The organism is Limimaricola sp. AA108-03 (assembly GCF_050847355.1).
Lineage (GTDB): Bacteria > Pseudomonadota > Alphaproteobacteria > Rhodobacterales > Rhodobacteraceae > Limimaricola.
This window is the reverse complement of record NZ_CP193759.1, coordinates 305,107-329,295: the sequence shown is the minus strand read 5'-3', so window position 1 is coordinate 329,295 and position 24,189 is coordinate 305,107. Positions and strand designations below refer to the sequence as shown.

At 69.0% G+C, this 24,189-nt stretch carries 22 protein-coding genes; 13 read left to right on the top strand and 9 right to left on the bottom strand.

Annotated elements, in window-relative coordinates:
• The first annotated feature begins 306 nt into the window (after positions 1-306).
• Together ACRAQ3_RS19485 and ACRAQ3_RS19480 are read left to right on the top strand one after the other, a co-directional pair.
• A complete protein-coding gene (locus tag ACRAQ3_RS19485) occupies positions 307-1,356 on the top strand; it encodes a replication initiation protein (RefSeq protein ID WP_269397967.1) in 1,050 nt (349 codons plus the stop codon).
• 218 nt (positions 1,357-1,574) lie between these two features.
• A complete protein-coding gene (locus ACRAQ3_RS19480) occupies positions 1,575-2,807 on the top strand; it encodes a mandelate racemase/muconate lactonizing enzyme family protein (protein WP_432256841.1) in 1,233 nt (410 codons plus the stop codon).
• A gap of 7 nt (positions 2,808-2,814) precedes the next feature.
• Here ACRAQ3_RS19480 and ACRAQ3_RS19475 read toward each other — a convergent pair whose 3' ends face one another.
• Positions 2,815-4,434, bottom strand: a complete 1,620-nt coding sequence (locus ACRAQ3_RS19475) for a GMC family oxidoreductase (protein ID WP_432256840.1) — start codon at positions 4,432-4,434, stop codon at positions 2,815-2,817.
• A gap of 117 nt (positions 4,435-4,551) precedes the next feature.
• Positions 4,552-5,583 (bottom strand): LacI family DNA-binding transcriptional regulator, encoded by a 1,032-nt coding sequence (locus ACRAQ3_RS19470; RefSeq protein ID WP_432256839.1) that lies wholly within the window; start codon positions 5,581-5,583, stop codon positions 4,552-4,554.
• Between the two features lie 89 nt (positions 5,584-5,672).
• Here ACRAQ3_RS19470 and ACRAQ3_RS19465 point away from each other — a divergent pair, with 89 nt between their 5' ends.
• From ACRAQ3_RS19465 to ACRAQ3_RS19450, 4 genes are all read left to right on the top strand, one after another.
• Positions 5,673-6,233: a gluconokinase gene (locus ACRAQ3_RS19465; protein ID WP_432256838.1), complete on the top strand. Its 561-nt coding sequence runs from the start codon at positions 5,673-5,675 to the stop codon at positions 6,231-6,233.
• Complete coding sequence (locus ACRAQ3_RS19460; RefSeq protein WP_432256837.1) at positions 6,230-7,246, top strand: TRAP transporter substrate-binding protein; 1,017 nt, start codon at positions 6,230-6,232, stop codon at positions 7,244-7,246. The genes ACRAQ3_RS19465 and ACRAQ3_RS19460 overlap by 4 nt, the downstream gene beginning before the upstream one ends.
• A gap of 88 nt (positions 7,247-7,334) precedes the next feature.
• A complete protein-coding gene (locus tag ACRAQ3_RS19455; RefSeq protein WP_432256836.1) occupies positions 7,335-7,889 on the top strand; it encodes a TRAP transporter small permease subunit in 555 nt (184 codons plus the stop codon).
• The gene (locus tag ACRAQ3_RS19450; RefSeq protein WP_432256835.1) at positions 7,889-9,205 is read left to right on the top strand and encodes a TRAP transporter large permease; all 1,317 of its coding nucleotides are present in this window, start codon (positions 7,889-7,891) and stop codon (positions 9,203-9,205) included. Before ACRAQ3_RS19455 ends, ACRAQ3_RS19450 begins: the two co-directional genes overlap by 1 nt.
• Positions 9,206-9,305: 100 nt before the next feature.
• Here the strand turns inward: ACRAQ3_RS19450 and ACRAQ3_RS19445 are convergent, their stop codons facing one another.
• Positions 9,306-10,340 (bottom strand): LacI family DNA-binding transcriptional regulator, encoded by a 1,035-nt coding sequence (locus ACRAQ3_RS19445; RefSeq protein WP_432256834.1) that lies wholly within the window; start codon positions 10,338-10,340, stop codon positions 9,306-9,308.
• Positions 10,341-10,406: 66 nt separating this feature from the next.
• Positions 10,407-11,198 (bottom strand): SDR family oxidoreductase, encoded by a 792-nt coding sequence (locus tag ACRAQ3_RS19440; protein WP_432256833.1) that lies wholly within the window; start codon positions 11,196-11,198, stop codon positions 10,407-10,409.
• A gap of 192 nt (positions 11,199-11,390) precedes the next feature.
• On the opposite strand from ACRAQ3_RS19440, the gene ACRAQ3_RS19435 reads away from it, so the two are divergent.
• Positions 11,391-12,425, top strand: coding sequence for an L-idonate 5-dehydrogenase (locus tag ACRAQ3_RS19435; protein ID WP_432256832.1), 1,035 nt, complete (start codon positions 11,391-11,393; stop codon positions 12,423-12,425).
• A gap of 225 nt (positions 12,426-12,650) precedes the next feature.
• Positions 12,651-14,258 carry an ABC-F family ATP-binding cassette domain-containing protein gene (locus ACRAQ3_RS19430; protein ID WP_432256831.1) on the top strand — a complete coding sequence of 536 codons (1,608 nt, stop codon included), beginning with the start codon at positions 12,651-12,653 and terminating at the stop codon, positions 14,256-14,258.
• 218 nt (positions 14,259-14,476) lie between these two features.
• Here the strand turns inward: ACRAQ3_RS19430 and cynS are convergent, their stop codons facing one another.
• The 5 genes from cynS to ACRAQ3_RS19405 form a co-directional block, all read right to left on the bottom strand.
• Complete coding sequence (gene cynS, locus ACRAQ3_RS19425) at positions 14,477-14,944, bottom strand: cyanase (protein ID WP_432256830.1); 468 nt, start codon at positions 14,942-14,944, stop codon at positions 14,477-14,479.
• A 21-nt stretch (positions 14,945-14,965) separates the two neighbouring features.
• The gene (locus tag ACRAQ3_RS19420) at positions 14,966-16,690 is read right to left on the bottom strand and encodes a protein kinase domain-containing protein (RefSeq protein ID WP_432256829.1); all 1,725 of its coding nucleotides are present in this window, start codon (positions 16,688-16,690) and stop codon (positions 14,966-14,968) included.
• A 55-nt stretch (positions 16,691-16,745) separates the two neighbouring features.
• Positions 16,746-17,597: a formate/nitrite transporter family protein gene (locus ACRAQ3_RS19415; protein WP_432256828.1), complete on the bottom strand. Its 852-nt coding sequence runs from the start codon at positions 17,595-17,597 to the stop codon at positions 16,746-16,748.
• Between the two features lie 37 nt (positions 17,598-17,634).
• On the bottom strand, positions 17,635-17,793 hold the full coding sequence (locus ACRAQ3_RS19410) for a hypothetical protein (RefSeq protein ID WP_432256827.1): 159 nt from the start codon (positions 17,791-17,793) through the stop codon (positions 17,635-17,637).
• Positions 17,794-18,357: 564 nt separating this feature from the next.
• Positions 18,358-18,981 carry a glutathione S-transferase family protein gene (locus tag ACRAQ3_RS19405; protein ID WP_432256826.1) on the bottom strand — a complete coding sequence of 208 codons (624 nt, stop codon included), beginning with the start codon at positions 18,979-18,981 and terminating at the stop codon, positions 18,358-18,360.
• A 78-nt stretch (positions 18,982-19,059) separates the two neighbouring features.
• Between ACRAQ3_RS19405 and ACRAQ3_RS19400 the strand changes: the two genes are divergently transcribed.
• From ACRAQ3_RS19400 to ACRAQ3_RS19380, 5 genes are all read left to right on the top strand, one after another.
• The gene (locus ACRAQ3_RS19400) at positions 19,060-19,809 is read left to right on the top strand and encodes a helix-turn-helix transcriptional regulator (protein WP_432256825.1); all 750 of its coding nucleotides are present in this window, start codon (positions 19,060-19,062) and stop codon (positions 19,807-19,809) included.
• Positions 19,810-20,030: 221 nt separating this feature from the next.
• Positions 20,031-20,978, top strand: coding sequence for a Bug family tripartite tricarboxylate transporter substrate binding protein (locus ACRAQ3_RS19395; RefSeq protein ID WP_432256824.1), 948 nt, complete (start codon positions 20,031-20,033; stop codon positions 20,976-20,978).
• Positions 20,979-21,050: 72 nt separating this feature from the next.
• Positions 21,051-21,515, top strand: a complete 465-nt coding sequence (locus ACRAQ3_RS19390; RefSeq protein WP_432256823.1) for a tripartite tricarboxylate transporter TctB family protein — start codon at positions 21,051-21,053, stop codon at positions 21,513-21,515.
• Positions 21,516-21,522: 7 nt separating this feature from the next.
• Positions 21,523-23,016: a tripartite tricarboxylate transporter permease gene (locus ACRAQ3_RS19385; RefSeq protein ID WP_432256822.1), complete on the top strand. Its 1,494-nt coding sequence runs from the start codon at positions 21,523-21,525 to the stop codon at positions 23,014-23,016.
• Positions 23,013-24,188, top strand: a complete 1,176-nt coding sequence (locus ACRAQ3_RS19380) for an L-rhamnonate dehydratase (RefSeq protein ID WP_432256821.1) — start codon at positions 23,013-23,015, stop codon at positions 24,186-24,188. The genes ACRAQ3_RS19385 and ACRAQ3_RS19380 overlap by 4 nt, the downstream gene beginning before the upstream one ends.
• The last annotated feature ends 1 nt before the right edge of the window (position 24,189 follow it).

Below are 24,189 nucleotides of genomic sequence, written 5' to 3'. Positions count from 1 at the left end.
GCGCCTGCATCGCTTACCTTTCGGGACGATTGGCGCAACATATGGGGTGGGTTGGCGATACGTATCGGGATGGCTGGCGATACCTATCGGGTGTCGAACTCTTACCTTTGGGGTGGGCCGGGATTGCAGGAATCACCCCTCTCGCAAAGCCCTGTTTTGCAGGGGGATGCGAATCGCCGTCTCGACCCGCCGGTCTCTCAAACCTTACTTATCGGGTGGGCCCTCCCCGCGACCGCTGTCGATTGACTTACATCGCCGCCCATACAAAAGTATGCGCAACAGGTAACGCGCATTGGCGGTCACGACATGGCAAAGCTGCCCCAACCCTCCTACCGCACGGTCGACGCGCGGCCCACACCCGAGACGTTGATCAAGCCGGGCGAGCTGGTCGACCTGATCGAGGTGACGCCGCTCACCCTCGCCGATCGCCGGATCTACAACCAGCTCCTGGAGAATGCCTGGGAGGCGATCGACAAGCCGGTGATGCATGTGATCGCCAAGTCCGACCTCAGGGGCAACCACAATTCCAACGACCGGATCGGCGACTCGATCGAGCGGCTGATGAGCGCGATCGTCAAGATGGAGGTGATCTGGGATGGCAAGCCGGCGGTGGAGCGGGTGCAGCTCCTCGGTGGCAACGTCGAGATGGCGCGCAGCGACGGGTTGTTCGAATACGAGATCCCGGCGCGGCTGCGCAAGGTGATCACCAACTCCACCGTCTTCGCGCGGCTGCAGCGCGAGGTGATGTTCGCGCTGTCGTCGAAATACGCGCTGACGCTCTACGAGATGGTGCAAAAGCGCGGCAACCTGCGTTGGAAGTCCTCCGAGACCTTCACGCTCGATGGAATCCGCGCCGTGCTCGGCGTGCCCAAGGGCAAGCTGACATCGTGGTCGAACCTGCGGCTGCGGGCGATCGACCCGGCGGTGGCCGAGGTCTGCGCGCTGTCGGACTACATGGTCGAGATCGCGCCGATCAAGACCGGGCGCAGCGTGACCCATGTGGAGCTGCGCTGGTGGCGCAAGGATGGCGACGCCACCGACAAGGCCGAGCGCAGCCTGAGCTTCGCCAGCACCGGCCGCCGGGCGCGGGCCGCCGAAGAGGCGCGCGGGCAGGGCGGCACGACCACGATCCCGGGCCAGACCCCGCCGCGGCCGCGCCCGGCCTGGCTCGACCGGCAGGGCGAGGCGCTGCGCACCGAGACCTACGAGACGGCGCGGCTGCGCTTTCCCGGCTACGACATCTACAACATCGAGGGCCAGTGGCGCGAATGGTCCAAGGGCAAGTCCCCGGCCGAGGATCCCGACCGCGCCTTCCTCGCCTTCTTCCGCAAATATGCCGAGGCGAACCCGATCTGATCGGGCGCCTTCGGGGCCGATTGCCAATTGGCAATCGGGTTGGAGCCGAGGCTGCGCCCTGCCCCGGCTGCATCGGTACCCTCTGGTCAAGTATCTGATACCATTATGGAAATGCCGAATTGCCAGTTGGCAATCGGTCGATCCGCCCATGCCGGGGCTGGACAGGCCGCCGCTCGCCTGCTGTCCTCTCCCTCGCTGCTGGAACGAGGAGACGGCCGATGCGATTGCGAGACCTCGAGATCCTGATCGTCGCGCCACCGGCCCCGGGCTGGGGCGGGCGCTACTGGATCCTCGTCAAGCTCACCAGTGATGACGGCATCACCGGATGGGGCGAATGCTACGCCGCCGCGGTCGGGCCCCGCGCGATGGAGGCGGTGATTCGCGACGTGTTCGAGCGTCACATGGAGGGCGAAAGCGTCGATAACATCGAGCTGATGTTCCGCCGCGCCTATTCCTCGGGCTTTACCCAGCGGCCCGACCCGACGGTGATGGGTGCGTTTTCCGGGCTCGAGATCGCCTGCTGGGACATTCTCGGCAAGGCGCGCGACCGCCCGGTCTGGGCGCTTCTCGGTGGGCTGATGAACGAGCGCGTGCGCGCCTATACCTACCTCTACCCGTCAAAGCACCACCCCCTGCCCGACTTCTGGATCGACGCGGACATGGCCGCCGAGGCCGCGACCGAGGCCGTCGCGCGCGGCTACACGGCGGTGAAGTTCGACCCGGCCGGTCCCTACACGATCCGGGGCGGCCACCAGCCCGCGATGAGCGACATCAGCCGCTCGGTCGCGTTCTGCCGGGCGATCCGCGCGGCGGTGGGCGACCGCGCCGACCTGCTCTTCGGCACGCACGGGCAGTTCACCACCGCCGGCGCGATCCGGCTCGGCCGGGCGATCGCGCCCTTCGATCCGCTCTGGTTCGAGGAGCCGATCCCGCCCGACAACCCGCTCGACTTCGCGGAGGTGGCGCGGGCGACCGGCCTGCCCGTGGCGACCGGCGAACGGCTTGCCACCCGCGCCGATTTCGCGCCGCTGCTGCGGACCGGCGGGGCGCAGATCCTGCAACCGGCGCTCGGCCGCGCCGGTGGCATCTGGGAGGCACGCAAACTCGCCGCCATGGCCGAGAGCTTCAACGCGCAGATCGCGCCGCATTTCTATGCCGGGCCGGTGGAATGGGCCGCCAACATCCATCTCGCGGCGTCGATCCCCAACCTGCTGATGGCCGAGACCATCGAGACGCCGTTCCATGACGGGTTGATCCGGGGCACGATCCGGGTCGATGAGGGGTTCGTCGCCGCGCCGCAGGCCCCGGGGCTCGGCATCGAGGTGGACGAAGACCTCGCCCGCGCCCATCCCTATGAGGGCAGCGGGCTGCATCTCGAAATGAGCGAGGCGCCCTGCGACTACGTGAACGGCAACCTGTTCGAGGGGGGCGCGCCCGCTCCGAGGGGCTGAGCGCGGATCAGGAGGTTCCGGCGTCGTCGAGGATCATCTCGGCGGCGCGATGCGCTACCATCATCGTCGGCGCGTTGGTATTGCCGGAAGTGATGCTCGGAAAGACCGAGGCATCCACCACCCGCAGCCCGTCGAAGCCATGCAGCCTCAGCCGTGGATCGACCACCGAGCGGCGCGGGTCGGCGCCCATGCGGCAGGTGCCGACCGGGTGAAAGACGGTGCCGCAGCGCTCGCGGAAATCGTCGAGGATCGCCGCGCCGTCGAGCGCGCGCAGGTCGGGACCGACGGCGCTCTCGACCAGGCCGGTAAGCGCGGGGCTGCGCATGATCCGACGACACAGCAGCCCGCCGGTGATCACGGTCGCCCGGTCCGCCTCGGTCGCCAGAGAGTTGGGGCGGATATCCGGCGGGGCCAGCGGATCGGCCGAGGAGATGTCGATCCGGCCGCGGCTCGTCGGGCGAGCCGGCTGAAAGCCGATGATGAAGCCGGGAAACGGATCGGGCCGGACGAGATCGCGGCGCCCGGCGGGCGTGGTGCTGTAGCTCACCGGGTTGAAGTAGATCTGCTGATCGGGCCGCGGGCTCTCGGGCGCGCCGCGAAAGAAGCCGCCGCATTGATTGACCGAAAGCGCCAGCGGTCCGCGACGGCTCAGCGCGTAGCGTATCGCGGCCCGGGCCTTGCCCCGGAACGGGCGCAGCTGATCGTTGAGCGTCGGCTCATTGGCCCTGAAGTAGTAATTGACCGCGAGATGGTCCTGAAGCTGGCCACCGACATGCGGCGCGTCCGCCAGCGCATCGATCCCGTGCGCGCGCAACAGCTCGGCCGGGCCGATGCCCGAAAGCTGCAGGAGCCGGGGCGAGGTGACGGCGCCGGCGCAGAGCAGGATCTCGCGCCCGGCGCGCAAGGTCTCGACCCGGCCGCCGATCCGCAGCTCCACCGTGGCGGCACGGCGACCCTCGAAGCCGATCCGCGTGACCGTGACGCCGGTGCGCAGCGACAGGTTGGAGCGCCGCAGCGCCGGGGCGAGATAGGCGCGGGCGGCCGAGTGCCGCAGGCCGGACCGGGTGGTGATGCGATAGGTCGTGGCGCCTTCGAAGCGGGCGCCGTTGCAATCGGGGCAGGCGGGCAGCCCGGCCTGCGCCACGCCGTCGAAGAAATGGCGGGTCACCGGGTGGATCTGGTCCGAGACGTCCTGCACATGCAGAGGCCCGGTGCCGTCGCGGCTGCCATCGGCGGCGACGCGGGTTTCCATGGCCTCGAAGGCGCTGCGGGCGGCGGTCCAGTCCCAGCCATCGGCACCCTCCGCCGCCCAGTCGTCGAAATCATGCGGCAGGCCCCGGGCCCAGATCAGCGCGTTGATCGAACTCGATCCGCCGACCACGCGGCCGCGCGGCCAGTAATCGCTGCGCCCGTTCAGACCGGGATCGGGGGCGCTGCGATAGCGCCAGTTGAGCCGGGGATGGAAGAAGGTCTTGCCGTAGCCGAGCGGCAGCCACACCCAGGGCGACCGGTCGCGCGGCCCGGCTTCGAGTACCAGCACGCTGTATCGCCCAGAGGCGCTCAGCCGCTCCGCCAGCACGCAGCCCGCCGAGCCCGCGCCGATGATGATGTAGTCCGCAACCGCCATGACCGACACCTCCGCCACGCAGACTGGCAGAGGCCGGGGCGGCGCGGCCAGCGGAAAGATTGGATCTCCTTGCGGTTGAGGTACCCGCTTCTCCAGGGCCTCGTCGTCGAGCCGCCTCTACGTCTCGACCGGCCGGTTGTCGGTCGGGCCTTCCGTGCTGCGCCTTGCCAGTATCTCGGCCTCGAGGTCGATGATGGCGGGGCCGGGGTCGCGGCCGTCGAGCCGGGCGCGGATCATCTCGACCGCCCGCGCGCCCATCTCGAAGCGGTGGGTGCGCACCGAGGAGAGCGACGGCTCGGCGGCGCGCATCATCTCGAGGTCGTTGAAGCCGCAGATGCCGAGTTGCCCGGGCACCGGGATCCCCATGCGCATCGCCTCGAACAGCGCGCCGAGCGCGAGGTCGTCATTGTTGCAAAACACCGCGTCGGTCTCGGGGTGGCGCGCCAGAAGCGCGCGCAGCAGTTCCGCGCCGCCGCCGACGCTCGACGGCGTGTCGGTGGTCTCGACCCGGTCGGGATCGAACACGCCATGCGCCTCGGCCTCGGCGCGAAACCCCGCGAAGCGACGCCGCGTGCGCGGGTCCATCCGGGCGCCGAGAAAGCCGGGCCGGCGATAGCCGCGGTCCAGCAGGTGGCGCGTCGCCGCCGCCGCCGCGTCGTGATGCGAAAAGCCGACCATCATGTCGACCGGGTCGGGGCCGGTTTCCATCACCTGCACGACCGGGCAGGTGGCGCGGTCGAGCAGCCGCCGCGCCGCATCGGTCTGGTCGATGCCCGAGATGATCAGCCCGGCGGGGCGCTGGCGCAGGAACACGCCGATCAGCTTTTCCTCGGTGCCCGGGTCGTAGCGGGTGATCGCGTATTGCACGTCGAAGCGGCTGTCGGCGAGCCCGTCATAGATGCCCGAAAGCACGTCGGTGAACACGGCGTTGGTGACCGAGGGGATCAGCACCCCGATCACGTCGGCGCGGCCGGTGGCGAGGGCCCGCGCCGCCGGGTCCGGCACGTAGCCCAGCTCGGCCACCGCCGCGTCGATCCGTGCCCGGGTTTCGGCCTGCACCGTGTCCGGACGCCGCAAGGCCCGGCTCACCGTGATCGGCGAAACGCCGGCCCGGGCCGCCACCTCGGCCAGTGTCACCCGTTTCGCCATTGATCCCCCCTTGACGCATGACAGCGCTGTCATCTAATGATAGCGCTGTCATTCTAGCCGTGGGGAGCGGCTGCGACAAGGGAGGCGGCATGAGCGAGCGGCAGGGACCGATCCTGGTGATGGGCGTGAGCGGCGCCGGCAAGAGCACCATCGCGCGCGGTCTCGCCGACCGTCTCGGCGGCGTCTATGTCGATGCCGACGACCTGCACCCCGAGGAGAACGTCGCGACCATGGCGCGCGGCGAGCCGCTGACCGACGAGCTGCGCTGGGGCTGGCTCGACCTCGTGGCCAAGGCGATGGCCGAGACGGAGCCCTTCGCCGTGGTCGCCTGCTCGGCGCTCAAGCGCGCCTATCGCGACAGGCTCCGGGCGCATCTGGGCCCGTTCCCGATCATCTATCTCGACGGTGACCGCGCGTTGCTGCGCGAGCGGATGTCGGGGCGCGAGGGGCATTACATGCCGGTCTCGCTGCTCGACAGCCAGCTGCAGACGCTGGAGCCGCCGGGCCCCGACGAGGACGCCATCGCGGTCTCGGTGGCGCCTTCGCCCGACGAGATCATCGCCACGGCGCTGACACGGCTTTCTTCCCGCCTGCAGGGAGGGCCCGACGGGTCCGGGCAGGCGGATCACACCCCGAGGAGGACCTCATGACCAAGACCTTCACCATCACTCTCGCGACCGCGCTGACGCTGTCGGGCGCCGCCGTGGCGCAGGATTACAGCTTCCGCTTCCAGTCCTCGGACCCGGCGGGCAACCCGAATTTCGAGCTGCAGAAGCAGTGGGCCGAGAGCGTCGCCGAGTTGACCGATGGCCGCGTCACGGTCGAGCTGCTGCCAGTCGACTCGATCGTCGCCCATAACGAGACGCAGGACGCGATCGCGGCCGGCATCCTCGACGGACACATCACCGACACCTCCTATTTCGCGGGCAAGGATCCGGCCTTCGGCCTGATCGCCAACCCGGTCGGCGCCTGGTCCGACCCGCAGCAGATGTTCGATTTCGTCGAGCAGGGCGGCGGCCACGAGCTGATGGACGAGCTGCTCTCGCCCTACGGGCTCGAATTCATCGGCGTCAGCACCCCGGGCCTCGAGGCCTTCGTCTCGAACGTGCCGCTCGAGGGCGTCGAGGATCTCAAGGGGCTGAAGCTGCGCGCCCCCGAGGGCCTCGTGCAGCAGGTCTTCGCCGCCGCCGGCGCGGCGCCGGTGAACCTGCCGGGCTCGGAGGTCTTCACCTCGCTCGACAAGGGCGTGATCGACGCGGCCGACTACTCGGTGTTCTCGGTCAACCACGCGCAGGGCATGCATGACGTGGCCGCGCACCCGGTCTATCCGGGCTTCCACTCGATGCCGCTGGTCGAAGTCTCGATGAACGAGGCCAAGTGGGACGAGCTGCCCGACGATCTCAAGGGGATCATGGAAGAGTCGGTGAAGCAGTTCGCCCAGAACCAGATCGCCTCGCTCAGGGAAGCCGACCAGGCCGCGCTCGAGGAGGCCAATGCCTCGGGCGAGATCACCGTGCATGACTGGTCCGACGAGGAGCGCGCCAAGTTCCGCCAGATCGCCATGGGCGAGTGGGAGAAAGTGGCCTCGCGCTCCGAGAACGCGCAGAAGGTCTATGACACGCTGACCGGCTACCTGACCGAGAACGGCCTGATCGCCGAGTAAGACCGGCGCGGCCCAGCCGTATCCCTGTGACGCCCGGGCCCGCGGTCCGGGCGTCTTCGCAAGCACCTTTCAACGAGGGACAAGGCCAGTGACAGAAGATCACACCGACATCACGCCGCCCCGCGAGGAGGGCGGGCCGATCCCGGAGGCGGGCTGGCTCGGCCGCGCCATCGACCGGGTCGGCATCGTCTTTGCCGTGGGCATCATCATCGCCATGCTGATCCTGATCCAGGAGGTGGTGCTGCGCTATTTCTTCAATCGGCCCACGATCTGGGCGCACGAGACCACCGTGTTCCTCTCGGGCGTGGCCTTCGTTTTCGGCGGGCTCTACTGCACCGCGCGCGACAGCCATATCCGGGTCGTGCTGATCTACGACCAGCTCGGGCCGAAGCTGCGCCGCGCCTTCGACGTGGTGATCTCGATCATCTGCGGCCTGTCGGCGGCGATGTTCACCTGGGCCGCCTGGATCATGGTGTCGCGCGCCGCCTTCGCGCCCAGCGGCGAGATCCGCATCGAGCGGTCCGGCAGCGCCTGGAACCCGGTCTATCCGGGCCTGATCAAGATCTTTCTCATGCTCGTTCTGGGCGTCATGACGGTCCAGTTCGCGATCCTGGCCGTGAACTACGCGCGGGGACGGCGTTGATGGAATTCTTCGGACTGCTGCAGGGCCTCGGCATCGAGGGGGCCACCGGGCTGATGTTCGCGATGCTGCTGGTGCTTCTCGTCACCGGCATCCCGCTGGCCTATGTCACGCTGCTCGTGGCGCTGATCTTCGCGCTCGGCTGGTTCGGCCCGATGGCGGTGCCGCTGATCACCTCCCGGGTCTATTCCTTCGTTTCCAGCTTCGTCTTCGTCTCGGTGCCGATGTTCGTGCTGATGGCGGCGATCCTCGACCGGTCCGGCATCGCCCGCGACCTGTTCGACGCGATGCGCCTGTTCGGCGGGCGGCTCAGGGGCGGCATCGCGATCCAGACGATCCTGGTGGCCGTCATCCTCGCCGCGATGTCGGGCATCATCGGCGGCGAGGTGGTGCTTCTGGGGCTGATCGCGCTGCCGCAGATGCTGCGGCTGGGCTACGACAAGAACCTAGCCATCGGCGTGGTCTGCGCCGGCGGCGCGCTCGGCACCATGGTGCCGCCCTCGATCGTGCTGATCATCTACGGGCTGACCGCCAACGTCTCGATCGGCGACCTGTTCACCGCCGCCTTCATCCCCGGGCTGATGCTGGCGGGCTTCTACGTGGCCTATGTGCTGATCCGCGCCTATCTCAACCCGGCGATGGCGCCGGTGGTCGAGGGGCCGCGCGCCTCCACCGCCGAGAAGCTGCGGCTGGCCAAGGGGCTGTTCCTGCCGATCCTCGTGGTGATCGGCGTGCTGGGCTCGATCTATGGCGGCATCGCCAGCGTCACCGAGGCCTCGGCCGTCGGCGTGCTGGGGGTGACGCTCTCGACGATGATCCGCGGCGAGTTCACGATCGGGCTGATGAAGGCCGCGGCGCTGCAGACCCTGCAGACCGTCGGCATGATCGTCTGGATCGGCATCGGCGCCACGGCGCTGGTGGGGGTGTTCAACCTGATGGGCGGCATCAAGTTCGTCTCGGCGCTGATCACGGGCATCTCGGACGAGCCGGTGATCGTGCTGCTGTTCATGATGGCGCTGCTATTCATCCTTGGCATGTTCCTCGACTGGGTCGGGATCGCGCTTCTGACCATGCCGATCTTCGTGCCGATCATCACCTCGATGGGCTACGACCCGGTCTGGTTCGGGGTGGTGTTCTGCATGAACATGCAGATGAGCTTTCTCAGCCCGCCCTTCGGGCCGGCGGCGTTCTACCTCAAATCGGTGGCGCCGCCGGATATCAGCCTCGGCGACATCTTCCGCTCGCTGCTGCCCTTCATCGGCCTGCAGGCGCTCGCGGTCGCGGTGCTGATCCTGTTCCCGGCGATCGCCATCTACTGAGGCGCGCCCATCGCCCATGACCGGCCCGCCCCCCGTATCACGAGGGGGGCGGGCCTTTTTCGTGGGGCAGGGGGGTCTTGGCCGGGGGTTCGCGCCGGGATCAGCGCGGATCGCCCGAGGTCTCGCGGATGATCAGAGCGGGCGGGATCTCGATGCGCCGGGGCGGTCCGGACCGGTCGCCGTTCAGGAGCGTGCCGACCAGCTGCGCCGCCTCGGCGCCGATCCGCTCGGCATGGGCGTCGACCGTCGTCAGACGCGGCGCGCAGACCGCGCCGATCTCGTAATTGCCGAAGCCCGCGAGCGCCAGCGCGCCCGGCACCGCGATCCGCCGCCGCTGGCACTCGGCCAGCGCGCCGAAGGCCACGAGATCGGAGACGCCGATCACCGCGTCGGTGTCGGGATACCGCGCGAGCAGCGCGTCGAGCGCCGTCGCGCCGGCGGCCATGCTGATCGGCGGCTCGCCGAGCGGGGCCAGCCTACAGGTTTCGAGGCCGTGCCGCGCCATCGCCGCGACGAAGCCGGCCCGGCGCTGCCGCCCGCGCGGATCGCGGTCGGAATCGCCGCCCAGAAAGCCGATGCACCGACGGTCCCGCGACACGAGGTGATCGACGAGCAGGCCGATCGAGGCGGCGTTGGAAAACCCCACGACGTGATCCAGCGGATCGTCCGGCAGGTCCCAGAGCTGCACGATCGGCAGCTTCGAGGCGCGCAGCAATTGCCGGGTGCGGGGCGTGTGCTGCCCGCCGGTCAGCACCACCGCCTCGGGCTTGCGGCGCAACAGCTGCGCGATGACGGCCTCTTCCTGCGCGGGATCGTACTCGGTGTTGGCGAGCAGGATCTGCAGACCTTCCCGCGCCAGCCCCTGGGTCAGCGCCCGCACCGTCTGGGCGAAGTTCGCGCTGTCGATGGTGGGCACGGTGACGGCGACGAAGCCGGTCCGGTTCTGGCGCAAATTCGCCGCCGTGGCGTCGAAGACGTAGCCCAGCTCCTCCGCTTTTCGCAGGATCTTGTCGCGGGTCTCGGGCCTGACGCTGTCGTCGCCCTTGAAGGCGCGCGAGACGGTCATCGCCGAGACGCCCACGGCCCGGGCAACATCGGACATCCGGATCGCCGCGCCGCGCGCGCCCGGGCTCATGCGCCGCCCCTCGGTCAGGCCGAGACGCCGCGGGGGCGCAGCCCCGCGCGCGGCGTCGATGCGGGATCAGAGCGAGACACTGATCGCACCGTCGACATAGAGGACGTGGCCGTTGACGAAGCTCGACGCCTCGGACGAAAGGAAGACGCAGGCGCCGACCAGCTCATCGACCTTGCCCCAGCGCCCCGCCGGGGTGCGCTTTTCGAGCCAGGCCGAGAAGTCCGGGTCGGCGACCAGCGCGGCGTTGAGCGGCGTGTCGAAATAGCCGGGCGCGATGGCGTTGCATTGCAGCCCGTGCCGGGCCCAGTCGGTCGCCATGCCCTTGGTCAGGTTGCCGACCGCGCCCTTGGTGGCGGTGTAGGGGGCGATCCCGGGGCGGGCGAGGGCGGTCTGCACCGAGCAGATGTTGATGATCTTGCCGTGGCCGCGCGCGATCATGTGCCGCGCCGCCGCCTGGCCGACATGGAACACCGAGGCGATGTTGGTCTGCAGCAGCGCCTCGAAGCGGTCGGCGGGAAAATCCTCGAGCGGCGTGCGGTGCTGCATCCCGGCGTTGTTCACGAGGATGTCGATGGCGCCCGTCTGCGCCTCGAAGCCGTCGATCGCGGCGCGCACCTCGTCATGGCGCGTCGCGTCGAAGGCGAGGGTGGCGATCTCGGCTTGCGGCAGCTCGGTGGCGAGCGTCTCGCGCGCCTGCTCCAAGCGGGCCGGGTCGCGGCCATTGAGCACGAGATGGGCCCCGGCCTGCGCCAGACCACGGGCCAGAGCGAGGCCGATCCCCTGCGAGGAGCCGGTGATCAGGGCACGCCGACCGGACAGGCCGAACATGGTCTCCAGATACGCGTTGCCTTGGGTCATCCAGCTCTCCCGACGGTGTAGACATGTCCTCTGCCTCCACCTATGTTATCGATAACAAAACGAGTCAAGCAGGGTCTGGCGCGGCTGCGCCGTTTCGGCCCGAAGGAGAGGGAACATGGGCCAGCCACTCGATCATCAATCGGCTCTCGGGCAGGGCGCATGCGCCCGCCGCGCCCATGGGGCTTGCGCCTGATGAAGGCCGTCGTCATCCATGCCGCCCATGATTTGCGGGTCGAGGAGCGCCCCTCCGAGGCGGTCGGGCCCGGGCAGCTGCGCGTCGCGATCGAGCGGGGCGGGATCTGCGGCTCGGACCTGCACTACTATTCGCATGGCGGTTTCGGCGCGGTGCGGCTGCGCGAGCCGATGATCCTCGGCCACGAGGTGTCGGGCCGGGTCGTCGAATGCGGCCCCGGCGTGACCGGGCTCGAGGCCGGCGATCTCGTCGCCGTCTCGCCCTCGCGGCCCTGCGGCGGCTGCCCACAATGCCATGCCGGGCGACCGAACCACTGCGAGAACATGCGTTTCTACGGCTCGGCCATGCCGTTCCCGCATATCCAGGGGGCGTTCCGGCAGGAGCTGGTGGCCGATGCGGCGCAATGCGCACTCGCGAACGGGCTGAGCCCGGGCGAGGCGGCGATGGCCGAGCCGCTGGCGGTGACGCTGCACGCGGCCCGCCGGGCGGGCGAGCTTTTGGGCAAGCGGGTGCTGGTGACCGGCTGCGGCCCGATCGGCCTGCTCTCGATCATCGCCGCGCGTCACGCGGGCGCGGCCGAGATCGTGGCCACCGACCTGACCGATTTCACGCTCGGCGTGGCACGGCAGGTCGGGGCCGACGTCACGATCAACACCGGGCGGGATGCCGAAACGCTCGCGGGCTACGCGGCGGGCAAGGGCAGCTTCGACGTGCTGTTCGAATGCACCGGCGTGGCGGCCGCGATCGCGCCGGCGCTGGCGACGATGCGCCCGCGCGGCGTGGTGGTGCAGCTGGGGCTGGGCGGCGACATGTCGCTGCCGATGATGCTGGTCACCGCCAAGGAACTGGACCTGCGCGGGTCGTTCCGGTTCCACGAGGAATTCGCGCAAGGGGTCGCCGCGATGCGCGCGGGCCGGATCGACGTCAAGCCGCTGCTCACCCATGCGGTCGGCCTCGACGAGGCGGAGCAGGGCTTCCGGCTGGCCAGCGACCGCAACAGCGCGATCAAGGTGCAGATCCGGTTCGACGCGTGACAGGCGCACCGGCCCCGGGACAGCGACGGGCTGTCCCGGGGCCGGCCGCTCGCGGACAGGGGGGCGACGCCTCGGCCGGGACGCGGTCGGGCGTCCGTCCCGCATCGGTGACTTTGCGCAGGGCGCGAACGGGCGTATCCTGCGCCGGTCAGAGGAGATCTATCGACATGGACCACGTGCGCGCCGCCTTCCGCCCTTCGGTATCGCCGCGAGAAGCCCTGTCCCATGTCCAGCTCCGTCACCCTTTCCCATCTTTCATGGTCCGCCCCTGACGGCACCCTCGTCCTGTCCGATCTCGACGCCGTCTTCGGCGCCGAGCGCAGCGGCCTCGTCGGTCGCAACGGCAGCGGCAAGACCACGCTGCTGCGGCTGATCGCCGGGGAACTGCGACCGCGCTCAGGGCAGGTCGGCTGCGACGGGCGCATGGCGATGCTGCGCCAGGACGTCCGGTTCGGGCAGGGCGAGACCATCGCGGAGCTGTTCGGGGCGCGCGAGGCGCTGGCGCTGCTCGACCGGGCCGAGGCGGGGCTGGCCGGTCTCGACGAGCTGGCCGAGGCCGACTGGACGCTGCCCGCGCGCATGGCGGCGGCGCTGGACCGCTGCGGCCTCGCCCTCGACCCGAAGGCGCCGCTCTCCGGCCTTTCGGGCGGAGAGCGGACGCGGGCCGGTCTCGCGGCGCTGCTCTTCGCCGAACCGGACCTGCTGCTGCTCGACGAGCCGACCAACAATCTCGACCGGGCGGGGCGGACCTTGGTGGCGGCGGTGCTGCGCGACTGGCGGCGCGCCGCCATCGTGGTCAGCCATGACCGCGACCTGCTCGAGGAGATGGATGCGATCGTCGAGTTGTCGGAGCTGGGGGCGCGGCGCTATGGCGGCGGCTACAGCGCCTACCGCGCGTGGAAGACGCGCGAGATCGAGGCGGCGCGGCACGATCTGGCCGATGCCGAGAAGGCCCGCGCCGCGCAGAAGCGCCGGGCGCAGCAGGCGGCCGAGCGCAAGGCGCGCAAGGATGGCCGCGGCCGCAAGGGGCGGGCGAAGGGCGGCCAGGCGAAGGTCCTACTGGATGCGGCGAAGGAGCGGGCCGAGGGCTCCGGCGGTGCCGGGGCGCGGCTGCGCGAGGACCGGCGCGCCGCGACGGAGGCGCGGGTCGCGGCGGCGCGCGAGGCGATCGAGGTCGTCGCGCCCCTGGCGATGGAGATCGCGCCCACCGGCCTCGCGCGGTCGCGGGTGGTGCTGCGGCTCGACCGGGTCGGCGCCGGTCCCGACCCGGACCGCCCGGTCATTCGCGACCTGTCGCTGGTGATGACCGGGCCCGAGCGCATCGCGGTCACCGGCCCGAACGGCAGCGGCAAGACCACGCTTCTCGACCTCGTGGCCGGGCGGCGCGCGCCCTGCGCCGGGACGGTGCGGCTGGAGGTCGCCTGCGCCTATCTCGACCAGCATGTCGGCCTGCTGGCGCCGGGGATGTCCTTGCGCGATGCCTACAAGCGGCTGAACCCGGCGGCGCCGGAGATGGAATGCCGCGCGGCGCTGGCGCGGTTCCGGTTTCGCGCCGAGGACGGGTTGCGGCAGACCAGGTCGCTCAGCGGTGGCGAGCGGCTGCGGGCGGGGCTCGCCTGCACCATCGGCCGCCCGGTGCCGCCGGCCCTGCTGATCCTCGACGAGCCGACGAACCATCTCGATCTCGACGGGATCGAGGCGCTGGAGGTGGCGCTCGTCGGCTATGACGGCGCGCTGCTGGTGGTGAGCCACGACGAGGCGTTCCTGGACCGGCTGCGGCTGGATCGGCGGGTGGAGCTGGGCGGGAGCCGGGACGGGTTCGGCCTTCGGTGAGATGGTCCCGCGTCGGTTCACCGGAGAGGCTGGCCGTCGCGGGCGGGGCAGGGGGCAAGTCTCTGGCGGCCCGCTACCGGTGGAGCGCCGATTTGACCCGCCAAATGCGTCCTGTTCTCGGCCGAGCCGGGACCGTTCGGTCGTTTCCGCCGGGGTCGTCGAGTTGGACCGACCGATCGCTGCATGGCACGGGCCTGTTACCAGCCCGCGCTACTGTCTCACCAGGCGTTGTAGCCGAGGTATTTGCCGGACATCTCGATCTTCACGCGGTCGCCCTTCGGGTTCTCGATCCGTTCGATCTTCATGTCGAAATCGATCGCCGACATGATGCCATCCCCGAACTTCTCGTGGATCAGCGCCTTGATGGTCGGGCCATAGACGCCGACGATCTCGTAGAGGCGGTAGATGCAGGGATCGGTCGGCACCGTCTGCTCCCAGATCTTGGTCGGGCTGTCCTGCAGCACCGCGACCGCCTCGGTGGGCAACTCCAGAAGGGTGGCCAGCGCTTCGGCCTTTTCCGCCGGCATGGCGTTCATCCCCATCGCCGCGGAATGGGTCCAGACCGGGGACATGCCGATCTTTTCGGCGATCCCCTCCCAGCTCAGCCCGGCGCGTTTCTTGGCCCGGACGATCAGAACGGTCACGTCCTCCTTGGTCAGGTCGTCGGATAATGCGAGGTCTTTCATGCGGTCCTCCTGTGGGACGGTTCAGCCGCCCATCCGGACGGCCATGACGAGGCAGAGCAGGGCGAGTATCGCCGAGACCGACTGCCAGAATTGGACGGGGTTGCGCTGCACCAGCGGCACGTGCCGCGCCGCGCGCCAGTCGGCGCCGGGGCGGCGCAGATCGGCCACGAATTCCGACAGGGCGTCGTAGCGGCGCAGCGGGTCGGGATGGGTCGCGCGGCGCAGCGTCATGTCGATCCAGGCGGGCAGGGTGCTGTCGTCGTCGCGGGCGGAGCGATAGGTCAGGCGGGCTTGATCGCGGCGCGACCGCACCTGTGCGACCTGCGTGCCATAGGGCAGCCTGCCGCAGAGCATCTCGTAGAGGATTACGCCCAGGGCGTATTGGTCCGAGCGCCAGCTGATCGCGTCGCCCGCGAAGTATTCCGGCGCGGTGTACTGGTAGGTGCCGGGAAGCTGGCCCAGCAGGCCGGGCCGGGCTTCCTCGACCCCCGCCACTGCGGCCGAGCCGAGATCGATGATCGTCACCGTGCCGCTCGCGTCGATCATGATGTTCTCGGGGCGCAGGTCCTGATGCACCATCTCGCGGCGGTGAAGGGCGCGCAGCCCCGCGGCGATCTGGGCGGCGATGTCCCGGACCCGGTCGAGCGGCGGCGCGGGGTTGTCGGTCATCCACTGGCGCAGGGTGACGCCCCGGACCAGTTCGGTCACGGCGTAGAGCGCGGTGGGCCGCCCGGCGCGCGCGGCCGCGCGCAGCACATGCGGGGAACGGATCCGCCGCGCGATCCAGTCCTCGAGCACGAAGCGGCGCAGGTAATCCTCGTCCTGCGCCATCTCGGTCGCGGGGATCTTCAGCGCGACATCGCGCCCCTGCGCGCCGGTGGCGAGATAGACATGGCTGCGCGCGGTGGCGTGGATTTGGCGATGGATGCAAAAGCCATCGATGTTGTCGCCGGGTCTCGGCAGCGGCGGCACCGGAAGCCGGGCGGCATCGGTGCCAAGCGCGTCCGCACCGTCGGGCAGGGCGTCGACGCGCAGGATCTGGACCGTCAGGTTGTCGCGGCTTCCGGCCCGCAGCGCGCCGTCCGCGAGCTGCCGCGCCGCTTGGTCCAGATCACCGGTTGCGGCCGCATCGCGGACCATCGTTCCGGTGATGAAGTCGTGCACCCCGTCGGTGCTCAGCAGGAAGATATCGCCTACCGAAAGCGGCACGCGCCGGTAGTCGATCTCGACCGTGGCGTCGATGCCGAGAGCCCGGCCGAGATAGCATTCCTCGGCCGAGAGGGCGAGGCGGTGGTCGGTGGTCAGGGGCTCGAGGCTGGCGCCGGTCAGGCGGCTGACCCGGCTGTCGCCGATATGCAGGACATGTGCCTCGTGGCCTTTGGCGATCAGGGCCGAGAGGGTGCAGACGCGGCCTTGGTTGATGTCACCGACCGAGTTGTTCTGCCCGTGCAGCCAGGCATTGGTGGCGGCGATTACCCGGGTCGCCGCGGTCCTTGCGGTCCAGCTGTCCGGCGTCGCGTAATAGTCGGCGAGCAGGGCCTTCACCGCGGTTTCGGCGGCCTCGGCGCTCACGCGCGAGGAGGAGATGCCGTCGGCCACGGCCAGCGTGATGCCCTTGAGCGCCAGCGCCTCGCCCTCGGGGATCAGCGCGCCATGGAAATCCTGGTTCTCCGGCTTGCGCCCGGCCGAGGAGAACTGGCCGATCGACACGCGCAGCGTATCGGGGGCGTTGGTGTCCTTCGGCATGGCGGGGCTCCGGCGAAGGGAGGGGCCCCGCCGGAGCGGAGCCCGTGAGGGACGATCACTCGGCGGCGAGGCCGGTCATGTCGTCGTTGCGCGCGAACTTGGCGTTGCGCTTGGGGGATTCCCGGAAATGGGTCATGTAGATCATGCCGCCCACGAAGGTCAGGCCGCCGACGAGGTTGCCCAGCACGACCGGGATCTCGTTGTAGATGAAGTAGTCCGCCCAGGTGAATTCACCGCCCAGCATGATGCCCGAGGGGAACAGGAACATGTTCACGATGGAATGCTCGAAGCCGAGATAGAAGAAGACGAGGATCGGCATCCACATCGCCATGATCTTGCCCGAGGTCGAGGTCGACATCATCGCGGCGACGACGCCGGTGGAGACCATCCAGTTGCACAGGATCGCGCGCACGAAGACGGTGAGCAGCCCGGCGCCGCCGGCGGCGGCATAGCCGATGGTCCGGGCCTCGCCGATGGTGCCGATCCGTTGGCCGACCGCGTCGGGCTCGGCCGAAAAGCCGGTGGTGAAAACGACCGCCATCAGGATCGCCGTGGTCATCGCGCCCGCGAAATTGCCGCAGAAGACGAGGCCCCAATTGCGCAGCACGCCGGCCCAGGTGCAGCCGGGACGCTTGGCGAAGACGGCGAGCGGCGCCAATGTGAACACCCCGGTCAACAGGTCGAAGCCCATGAGATAGAGCAGGCAGAAGCCGACCGGGAACAGCAGCGAGGCGACGAGGAAATTGCCGGTCTGAACCGCGATGGTCACGGCGAAGGCGGCGGCGAGCGCGAGGATCGCGCCGGCCATGTAGGACCGGATCAGGGTGTCCTTGGTGGACATGAATATCTTGGATTCGCCGGCATCGACCATCTTGACCGCGAATTCCTTGGGAGCGACATACGACATTTTCTAAGCTTTCTCGATATTTTTCTGTGTCCGGCAATCAGGCGCCGGGGATCGATCCCGGTTCGATGTTCCGGCCGCCGGACCGGGCGGGCAGGAGAGCGTCCAGCGTGGGGCGGCAGGCGGTGGCGCGCGCTGCGCGGCAGATATCGGAGCGGCGCGTCGGGCCATGACCGATGACGAGGGGGTGGCGGGACATAGCGTCCTCCGGGGTTTCGGGCGGAACCGGGTTCTCCGGGCCGCGACGGTTTCGATCCGGGAGAGCGTCGCCCAAGAGGGCATGGCTCCCGCGATCCGGGGGGTGTCAGGAGAGTGCGCAGCGCCGTTGCCACGCGGGGAGGGTCGATCTGACGGAAACCGCCGCGCCGTTGCGGCCGAGGCAGGGGTTTGCCCACCTCGCTTAGCTATTCGACAGGCAGAACCCATGCGGCCGCCAGTCATTTTTTGGATTTCACGCAGGCGCGGGTCATTGCAGACACCTGTCTGCCGAAGAACGCAGCGAAACCGTGCCCGCAAGCCGCCGAATGCAGCGCGGTTGGGCGGCGCCTGATCGCGAACATGGACGGCGCGTGGCGCGTATCGCAACCCGAGTCCGGAGGGCGACAGCGTGACAACAGCCGTGTCCGGTGTAGCGGCCCGCCGGCGCTTTGATCTCAGCCCGCGCAGATCCACAGGTCTTTGGACGGCGGGTCGGGCGCGACGATGCGTCATGGAGGGCCGAAGCGGCACCGGCCGGAGTTCCGTTCGGTGCCGTTTCGAGGCCTCAAGCCACCTCGGAGCGGCTCAGTAGTTCGACGTCGAAGGCGGCCGCTTTGACCGCCGAGGGGCGGGCCTCGCATCGGTCGATCCAGGCCCGGATCGCGGGATGGTCCGGCGCGGCCTCGGGGAACCATATGAAGGGCGAGACGAGCAGCAGGTCCGCCGCCGTGAAGGCTTCGCCCATCAGGAAGGGCGCATCCTGCAGCGCGCCAGCCAGCCGCGCAATCATCTCGGTCCGGCCCCGGAAGGTGCGGTCGAGATAGGGGTGCGACAGCTCGGCAGCGCCGAAGACCAGCACCGGTTCGACCACGTTGCCGTACCAGGCCAGCCAGCTCAGGTAGCGTCCGCGCATCGGGTCGCCCGCCACCGGTCCCATCGCTGCCTGCGGAAACAGGTCGGTAAGGTAGAGGATAATGGCGTTGGATTCCCAAATTTCGACGCTGTCATGTACGAGCAGCGGCACCTTTCCCTCCGGGTGGGGGTTGTGCGCCTCGCCCGGGCTGAGCGACCCGTCATTGCGCAGGATCGGCACGATCTGGATCTCGATCCGGTCGCGGACCCCCAGCTCCTCGATCAGGCGTATGATACGCGACGACCGGCTGAGCGGCGCGTGGTAGAGGGTGAGCATGGTGAAGATCCTTTCGATGTGGTGTCGATCCGGCTCCCATCATATGCTCAGCCTACTGCCAGTTTCCGTCAGGATCCCATGAGCCGCTCCGACCGCCTGTTGCGCCTGCTGAATGCCCTGCGCGTCCTGCCGGGCCCGGTGACCGCCGAACGGCTCGCAGGCGAGACCGAGGTGTCGCTTCGGACGCTGTATCGCGACATCGCCAGCCTCCGGGCCGGTGGCGCGCTGATCGATGGCGCGCCAGGGCTGGGCTACACTCTGACCGAGGACCCGGCGCTGCCGCCGCAGAGCTTTGACCGGATCGAGTTGGAGGCGCTGGTGCTCGGCCTCGGCGACGTGCGCCAGCGCGGCGATCCGCAGATGGCCCGGGCCGCCGATTCCGCGCTTGCCAAGATTGCCGCGACCCTGTCGCAACGCCTGCAGCGGCAGGTGCTTCACGCGACCCACATGGTGCATCGCCACCAAGCGCAGGTGCAGCAGGTGCCAGACCTCTCGGTGATCCGGGCGGCCTGCTGGGATGAACGCGCGCTCGACATCTCGTATCGTGACGCGCAGGGGGCCCCGAGCGAGCGGCGCATCCATCCCCTCGCCATCGTCTATCTCGACACGGGCATCGGGGTGCTGGCGTTTTGCTGTCTCAGACAGGATTTCCGGAAGTTCCGCGTCGCGCGGATCGTGTCGGTCCAGCCGACGCGCGAGAGCTTCCGCCCAAACCGCGCGCGGCTCCTGCGCCAGTATATTGCCGATCTGTCGGGCGAAGACAGCCGGAGATCCGGCCCTCGCTGGGTGGAGCGGAATCGCGACGCCCGGTCTCGGTCTCGAATCTAGGCCGCGTCCAATCGAATGCGCCTCTCGGCGGCTCCGACCGCCCTCCTGCCATCACTTGCGCCCTCGTCGGGTGAGAGCCCACGGCTTTTCCTCCGTGATTTAGCCATCATCGCACTATTCGGAATTTTGGCATGCCAAAACTTTGACATGTCGATTTTGGCGGTTTAACGATTGGGGGGCACCCGGCGTGGTGCAGTGGGAATCAGGGAGGAGACTTGAACATGCTGATGAAAACCGCGGCGATCCTTGCCGCCGTCACGACCCCCGTGGCAGCGCTTGCGCAGGAGGCCTATCCGGACGGCACCATCGAGGTGGTCACCCATTCGGGCGCCGGTGGCGGCACCGACACGACCGCCCGCATGATGATCGCCTCGGTGGCGCCGGTGCTAAGCACCGACATGGTCATCGCCAGCCGGCAGGGCGGCTCGGGCGCGGTGTCGATGGAATATCTCGACCGCCAGCCCGCCGATGGTCACACCATCCTCGTCTGGACCACCGGCCATGCCGTGACGCAGGCCAAGAACGGCGCCAGCGGCGCCGAGGGTCTGATCCCGATCGCGCGCGGCACCAACGACCCGCAGGTGCTGATGGCCAAATGCGGCGTCCACGAGGACACCCAGGCCTTCATCGACGCCCAGAAGCAGGAGTCGATGTCCTACGGCGTCACCCATGTCGCCAATATCGACGACGTCTCGGCCTTCATGTTCGCCAAGGCGGCGGGTCTGGCGCAGCCCGACATCATTCCCTTCGAGGGCGGCGGCGACCTGCTGACCAACCTCGTCGGCGGCAATGTCGACGTGGGCGTGCTGAACTACGGCGAGGCGGTGGCGCAGATCGAGGCGGGCGAGATCTGCCCGATGGTCGTGATGGGCGCGGAGCGCCTCGCCACCGCGCCCGACACCCCGACCACCGCCGATCTCGGCATCGACGCCGATTTCGCTACCGTGCGCGGCTTCGCCGTCAAGGAGGGCACGCCCGAGGCCGTGGTCGAGCAGATCCGCGCGGCGATGATGGAGGGCATGAAGTCGCCCGAATATCTCGAGTTCCTCGAAAGCCAGGGTCTCGACGAAAGCTCGGTCGCGGATGCCGAGGTCTGGGGCGCGCAGATGAACAACTCGGTCGCCCGGATGCGCGAGGCGCTGGTCGAACTCGGCTATATCGGCGGCTGAGCCGGCCCGACGGACGGCCGCCCGGGAGGGGCGGCCGTCCCGCTCCGTTCACCCCCGGGGAGGAGTACCCGCATGAGGGCCCGATATTCGTCATTCCTGCCGCTGATCGCCTGCGCGCTGATCGCCGGCTTCGCCTATGGCTGGTCCTACACCTTCAAGGAGGTGCCGCCGATGCTGATCCGCGGCTTTCAGCCGGGCGCGTTTCCGCGGCTGGTGGCCGGCATCATCATCGCGCTGTCGCTGATCGGCCTGTGGCAGGCGCGCCATGCCGGGCAAGAGCGCCCCGGCGCGCTGCCGCGCGAGTTCCATCTCTCGGTGCTGATGCTCGGCCTGTTCGGCGGGCTGGCGCTGATCGGCGATTTCCTGTTCGCGCTGATGATCGGCTGCGCCGGCCTCGCCTGGTGCTGGGGCGAAAGGCGGCCGCTGGTGCTGATCGGTCTCGGCCTCGTGGCGCCGGTCGCGGTGGTGCTGTTCTTCGACGCCGCCTTCCAGGTCCGTTTCCCGCGCGGCTTTCTCATCAACCTCTATTACGGGTAGGCGCGACATGGGCGATATCCTCTCGGGGCTTCTGGCCCTCGGCGACCCGCAGCTGTTGCTGCTCATCGTCGCCACGACGCTGGCGGGCACGGTGATCGGGGTTCTGCCGGGGCTCAACGCCACCACCGGCGCGGCGCTGATGCTGCCCTTCACCCTGACCATGGACCCGATCTCGGCCACGGTGGTGCTGGCGACGATCTACGGATCGGCCACCTTCGCGGGCGCGATCACCGCGATCCTGATCAACACGCCGGGCACCTCGGCCTCGGCCACCACCTGCCTCGACGGCTACCCGCTGGCGCTGCGCGGCGAGGCCGGGCGCGCGCTCGGCGTCGCGACCATCGCCTCGACCTTCGGCGGGCTGGTCTCGATCGTGTTCCTGTTCGTCGCGGCGCCGCTGATGGCGCGGCTGGCCTATGATTTCGGGCCGCCGGAATATTTCGCGCTGACGCTGTTCGGCCTGTCGATGCTGGCCACGATCGGCGGCGGATCGGCGGTGAAGAACCTGATCGCGGGCGCCTTCGGCGTGCTGCTCGCCACCATCGGCGTCGACCTGCTCACGGGCGTCGAGCGCTATACATTCGGCACCCACGCGCTCTATGACGGGATCGGCTTCGTGCCGGTGATGATCGGCATCTTCGGCATCGCCGAACTGCTGCGCCAGTCGACCCGGCTCGACACCGAGCGGCACCTCATCGCGATGCGCGCGGTCAAGCTGCCCGGCTGGGCCGACATCCGGCGCATCCGCACCACGGTGCTGCGCTCCACCGGCATCGGCACCTTCATCGGCGTGCTGCCGGCCGAGGGCGCGACCATCGCCTCGATGATCTCCTACAACGAGGCGCGGCGCTGGTCGCCCAATCGCGACAATTTCGGCAATGGCGAGATCGAGGGCATCGCCGCCTCCGAGGCGGCCAACAACTCGGCCATCGGCGGCTCGCTGGTGCCGACGCTGGCGCTCGGCATTCCCGGCAGCCCGACCGCGGCGATCATCCTCGCGGGGCTTTTGACCCAAGGGCTGCAGCCCGGGCCGATGCTGTTCGCCGAGCAGGGCGAGTTCCTGGGCGTGATCTTCGCGGCGCTGCTCGTGGCCAACCTGCTGTTCCTCGCCGTGGGGCTGGGCGGCGCGCCGATCTTCGCGCGGATCACCACGATCCCGGTGCGCATCCTGTGGCCGCTGGTGTTCCTGTTCTCGATCGTCGGCGCCTATGCGATCCGGCAATCGCAGGTCGACGTGATCATCGCGCTGGCCTTCGGGGTGATCGGCCACCTGATGATCCGCCACGGCTTCTCGGTGGTCTCGCTGGCCATCGGGCTGGTGCTGGGCGCCATGGTCGAGCAGCGGCTCGGCCAGTCGGTCGCGATGTTCCGGGGCGAATGGTGGATGCTCTTCACCCGGCCGATCGCGCTGATCTTCTTCGCGCTGACCCTGCTCGCGCTCTTCGGGGCGCCGACCACCAACCTCATTCGGAAAATCACACGAAAGGAGATCGCGTCGTGACCAAGATCACCTCGATCCGCACCCGCGTCTGGCACTGGACCGGCCCCACCGTTCCGCCGCAGGGCAATTTCTGCACCAACGCCTCGGACGCGCTCTACGAGAAGGGCGACGCGATGTCCTCCTTCCGGTTCCACCAGTGGCTCACCGTCGAGGTGGAATGCGACGACGGCACCATCGGCATCGGCAACGCCGCGCTGGCGCCCAGCGTGGTCAAGCGGGCGATCGACGACTGGTACGCGCCGCTGGTGATCGGCGAGGACCCGTTCGACTACGCCTATATCTGGGAGAAGATGTATCGCCGCACCCATGCCTGGGGCCGCAAGGGCATCGGCATGACCGCGATCTCGGCGATCGACATCGCGATCTGGGACGCGATGGGCAAGCTCGTCGGCAAGCCGGTCTTCAAGCTCTTGGGCGGCCGCACCAAGGAGAAGATCCCGGTCTACTACTCCAAGCTCTATGCCCGCGACATCCGCGAGATGCAGGCCGAGGCCGAACAGGCCATGGCGAACGGCTACACCGCCTACAAGTCGCGCTTCGGCTACGGCCCCAAGGACGGCATGCCGGGCATGCGCGAGAACCTCAAGCGGGTCGAGGCGCTGCGCGAGGTGATCGGCTACGACAACGACCTCATGCTCGAATGCTACATGGGCTGGAACCTCGACTACGCCAAGCGGATGCTGCCCAAGCTCGCGAAATACGAGCCGCGCTGGCTCGAGGAGCCGGTGATCGCCGACGACGTGGCGGGCTATGCCGAGCTGAACGCCATGAACATCGTGCCGATCTCGGGCGGCGAGCACGAGTTCTCGGTGATGGGCTGCGCCGACCTGCTGCGCCGCGGCGCGGTCGGCGTGCTGCAATACGACACCAACCGGGTCGGCGGCATCACCGCCGCGCAGAAGATCAATGCCATCGCCGAGGCGTTCCAGGTGCCGGTGATCCCGCATGCCGGGCAGATGCACAACTACCACCTGACCATGGCCAACGCGAACTGCCCCATCGCCGAATACTTCCCGGTCTTCGACGTCGAGGTCGGCAACGAGCTGTTCTACTACATCTTCGAGGGCGACCCGGAGGCGCAGGGCGGGTTCCTGCAGCTCGACGACGAGACGCCGGGACTGGGCATCTCGATCAGCGACCGGCATCTCGACAACTTCCGGATCGAGGAGTGAG

Coding starts and splice junctions, on each gene's coding strand:
- ACRAQ3_RS19485 (WP_269397967.1), top strand. CDS start 307: ATGGCAAAGCTGCCCCAACCCTCCTACCGCACGGTCGACGCGCGGCCC.
- ACRAQ3_RS19480 (WP_432256841.1), top strand. CDS start 1,575: ATGCGATTGCGAGACCTCGAGATCCTGATCGTCGCGCCACCGGCCCCG.
- ACRAQ3_RS19475 (WP_432256840.1), bottom strand. CDS start 4,434: ATGGCGGTTGCGGACTACATCATCATCGGCGCGGGCTCGGCGGGCTGC.
- ACRAQ3_RS19470 (WP_432256839.1), bottom strand. CDS start 5,583: ATGGCGAAACGGGTGACACTGGCCGAGGTGGCGGCCCGGGCCGGCGTT.
- ACRAQ3_RS19465 (WP_432256838.1), top strand. CDS start 5,673: ATGAGCGAGCGGCAGGGACCGATCCTGGTGATGGGCGTGAGCGGCGCC.
- ACRAQ3_RS19460 (WP_432256837.1), top strand. CDS start 6,230: ATGACCAAGACCTTCACCATCACTCTCGCGACCGCGCTGACGCTGTCG.
- ACRAQ3_RS19450 (WP_432256835.1), top strand. CDS start 7,889: ATGGAATTCTTCGGACTGCTGCAGGGCCTCGGCATCGAGGGGGCCACC.
- ACRAQ3_RS19445 (WP_432256834.1), bottom strand. CDS start 10,340: ATGAGCCCGGGCGCGCGCGGCGCGGCGATCCGGATGTCCGATGTTGCC.
- ACRAQ3_RS19440 (WP_432256833.1), bottom strand. CDS start 11,198: ATGACCCAAGGCAACGCGTATCTGGAGACCATGTTCGGCCTGTCCGGT.
- ACRAQ3_RS19435 (WP_432256832.1), top strand. CDS start 11,391: ATGAAGGCCGTCGTCATCCATGCCGCCCATGATTTGCGGGTCGAGGAG.
- ACRAQ3_RS19430 (WP_432256831.1), top strand. CDS start 12,651: ATGTCCAGCTCCGTCACCCTTTCCCATCTTTCATGGTCCGCCCCTGAC.
- cynS (WP_432256830.1), bottom strand. CDS start 14,944: ATGAAAGACCTCGCATTATCCGACGACCTGACCAAGGAGGACGTGACC.
- ACRAQ3_RS19420 (WP_432256829.1), bottom strand. CDS start 16,690: ATGCCGAAGGACACCAACGCCCCCGATACGCTGCGCGTGTCGATCGGC.
- ACRAQ3_RS19415 (WP_432256828.1), bottom strand. CDS start 17,597: ATGTCGTATGTCGCTCCCAAGGAATTCGCGGTCAAGATGGTCGATGCC.
- ACRAQ3_RS19410 (WP_432256827.1), bottom strand. CDS start 17,793: ATGTCCCGCCACCCCCTCGTCATCGGTCATGGCCCGACGCGCCGCTCC.
- ACRAQ3_RS19405 (WP_432256826.1), bottom strand. CDS start 18,981: ATGCTCACCCTCTACCACGCGCCGCTCAGCCGGTCGTCGCGTATCATA.
- ACRAQ3_RS19400 (WP_432256825.1), top strand. CDS start 19,060: ATGAGCCGCTCCGACCGCCTGTTGCGCCTGCTGAATGCCCTGCGCGTC.
- ACRAQ3_RS19395 (WP_432256824.1), top strand. CDS start 20,031: ATGCTGATGAAAACCGCGGCGATCCTTGCCGCCGTCACGACCCCCGTG.
- ACRAQ3_RS19390 (WP_432256823.1), top strand. CDS start 21,051: ATGAGGGCCCGATATTCGTCATTCCTGCCGCTGATCGCCTGCGCGCTG.
- ACRAQ3_RS19385 (WP_432256822.1), top strand. CDS start 21,523: ATGGGCGATATCCTCTCGGGGCTTCTGGCCCTCGGCGACCCGCAGCTG.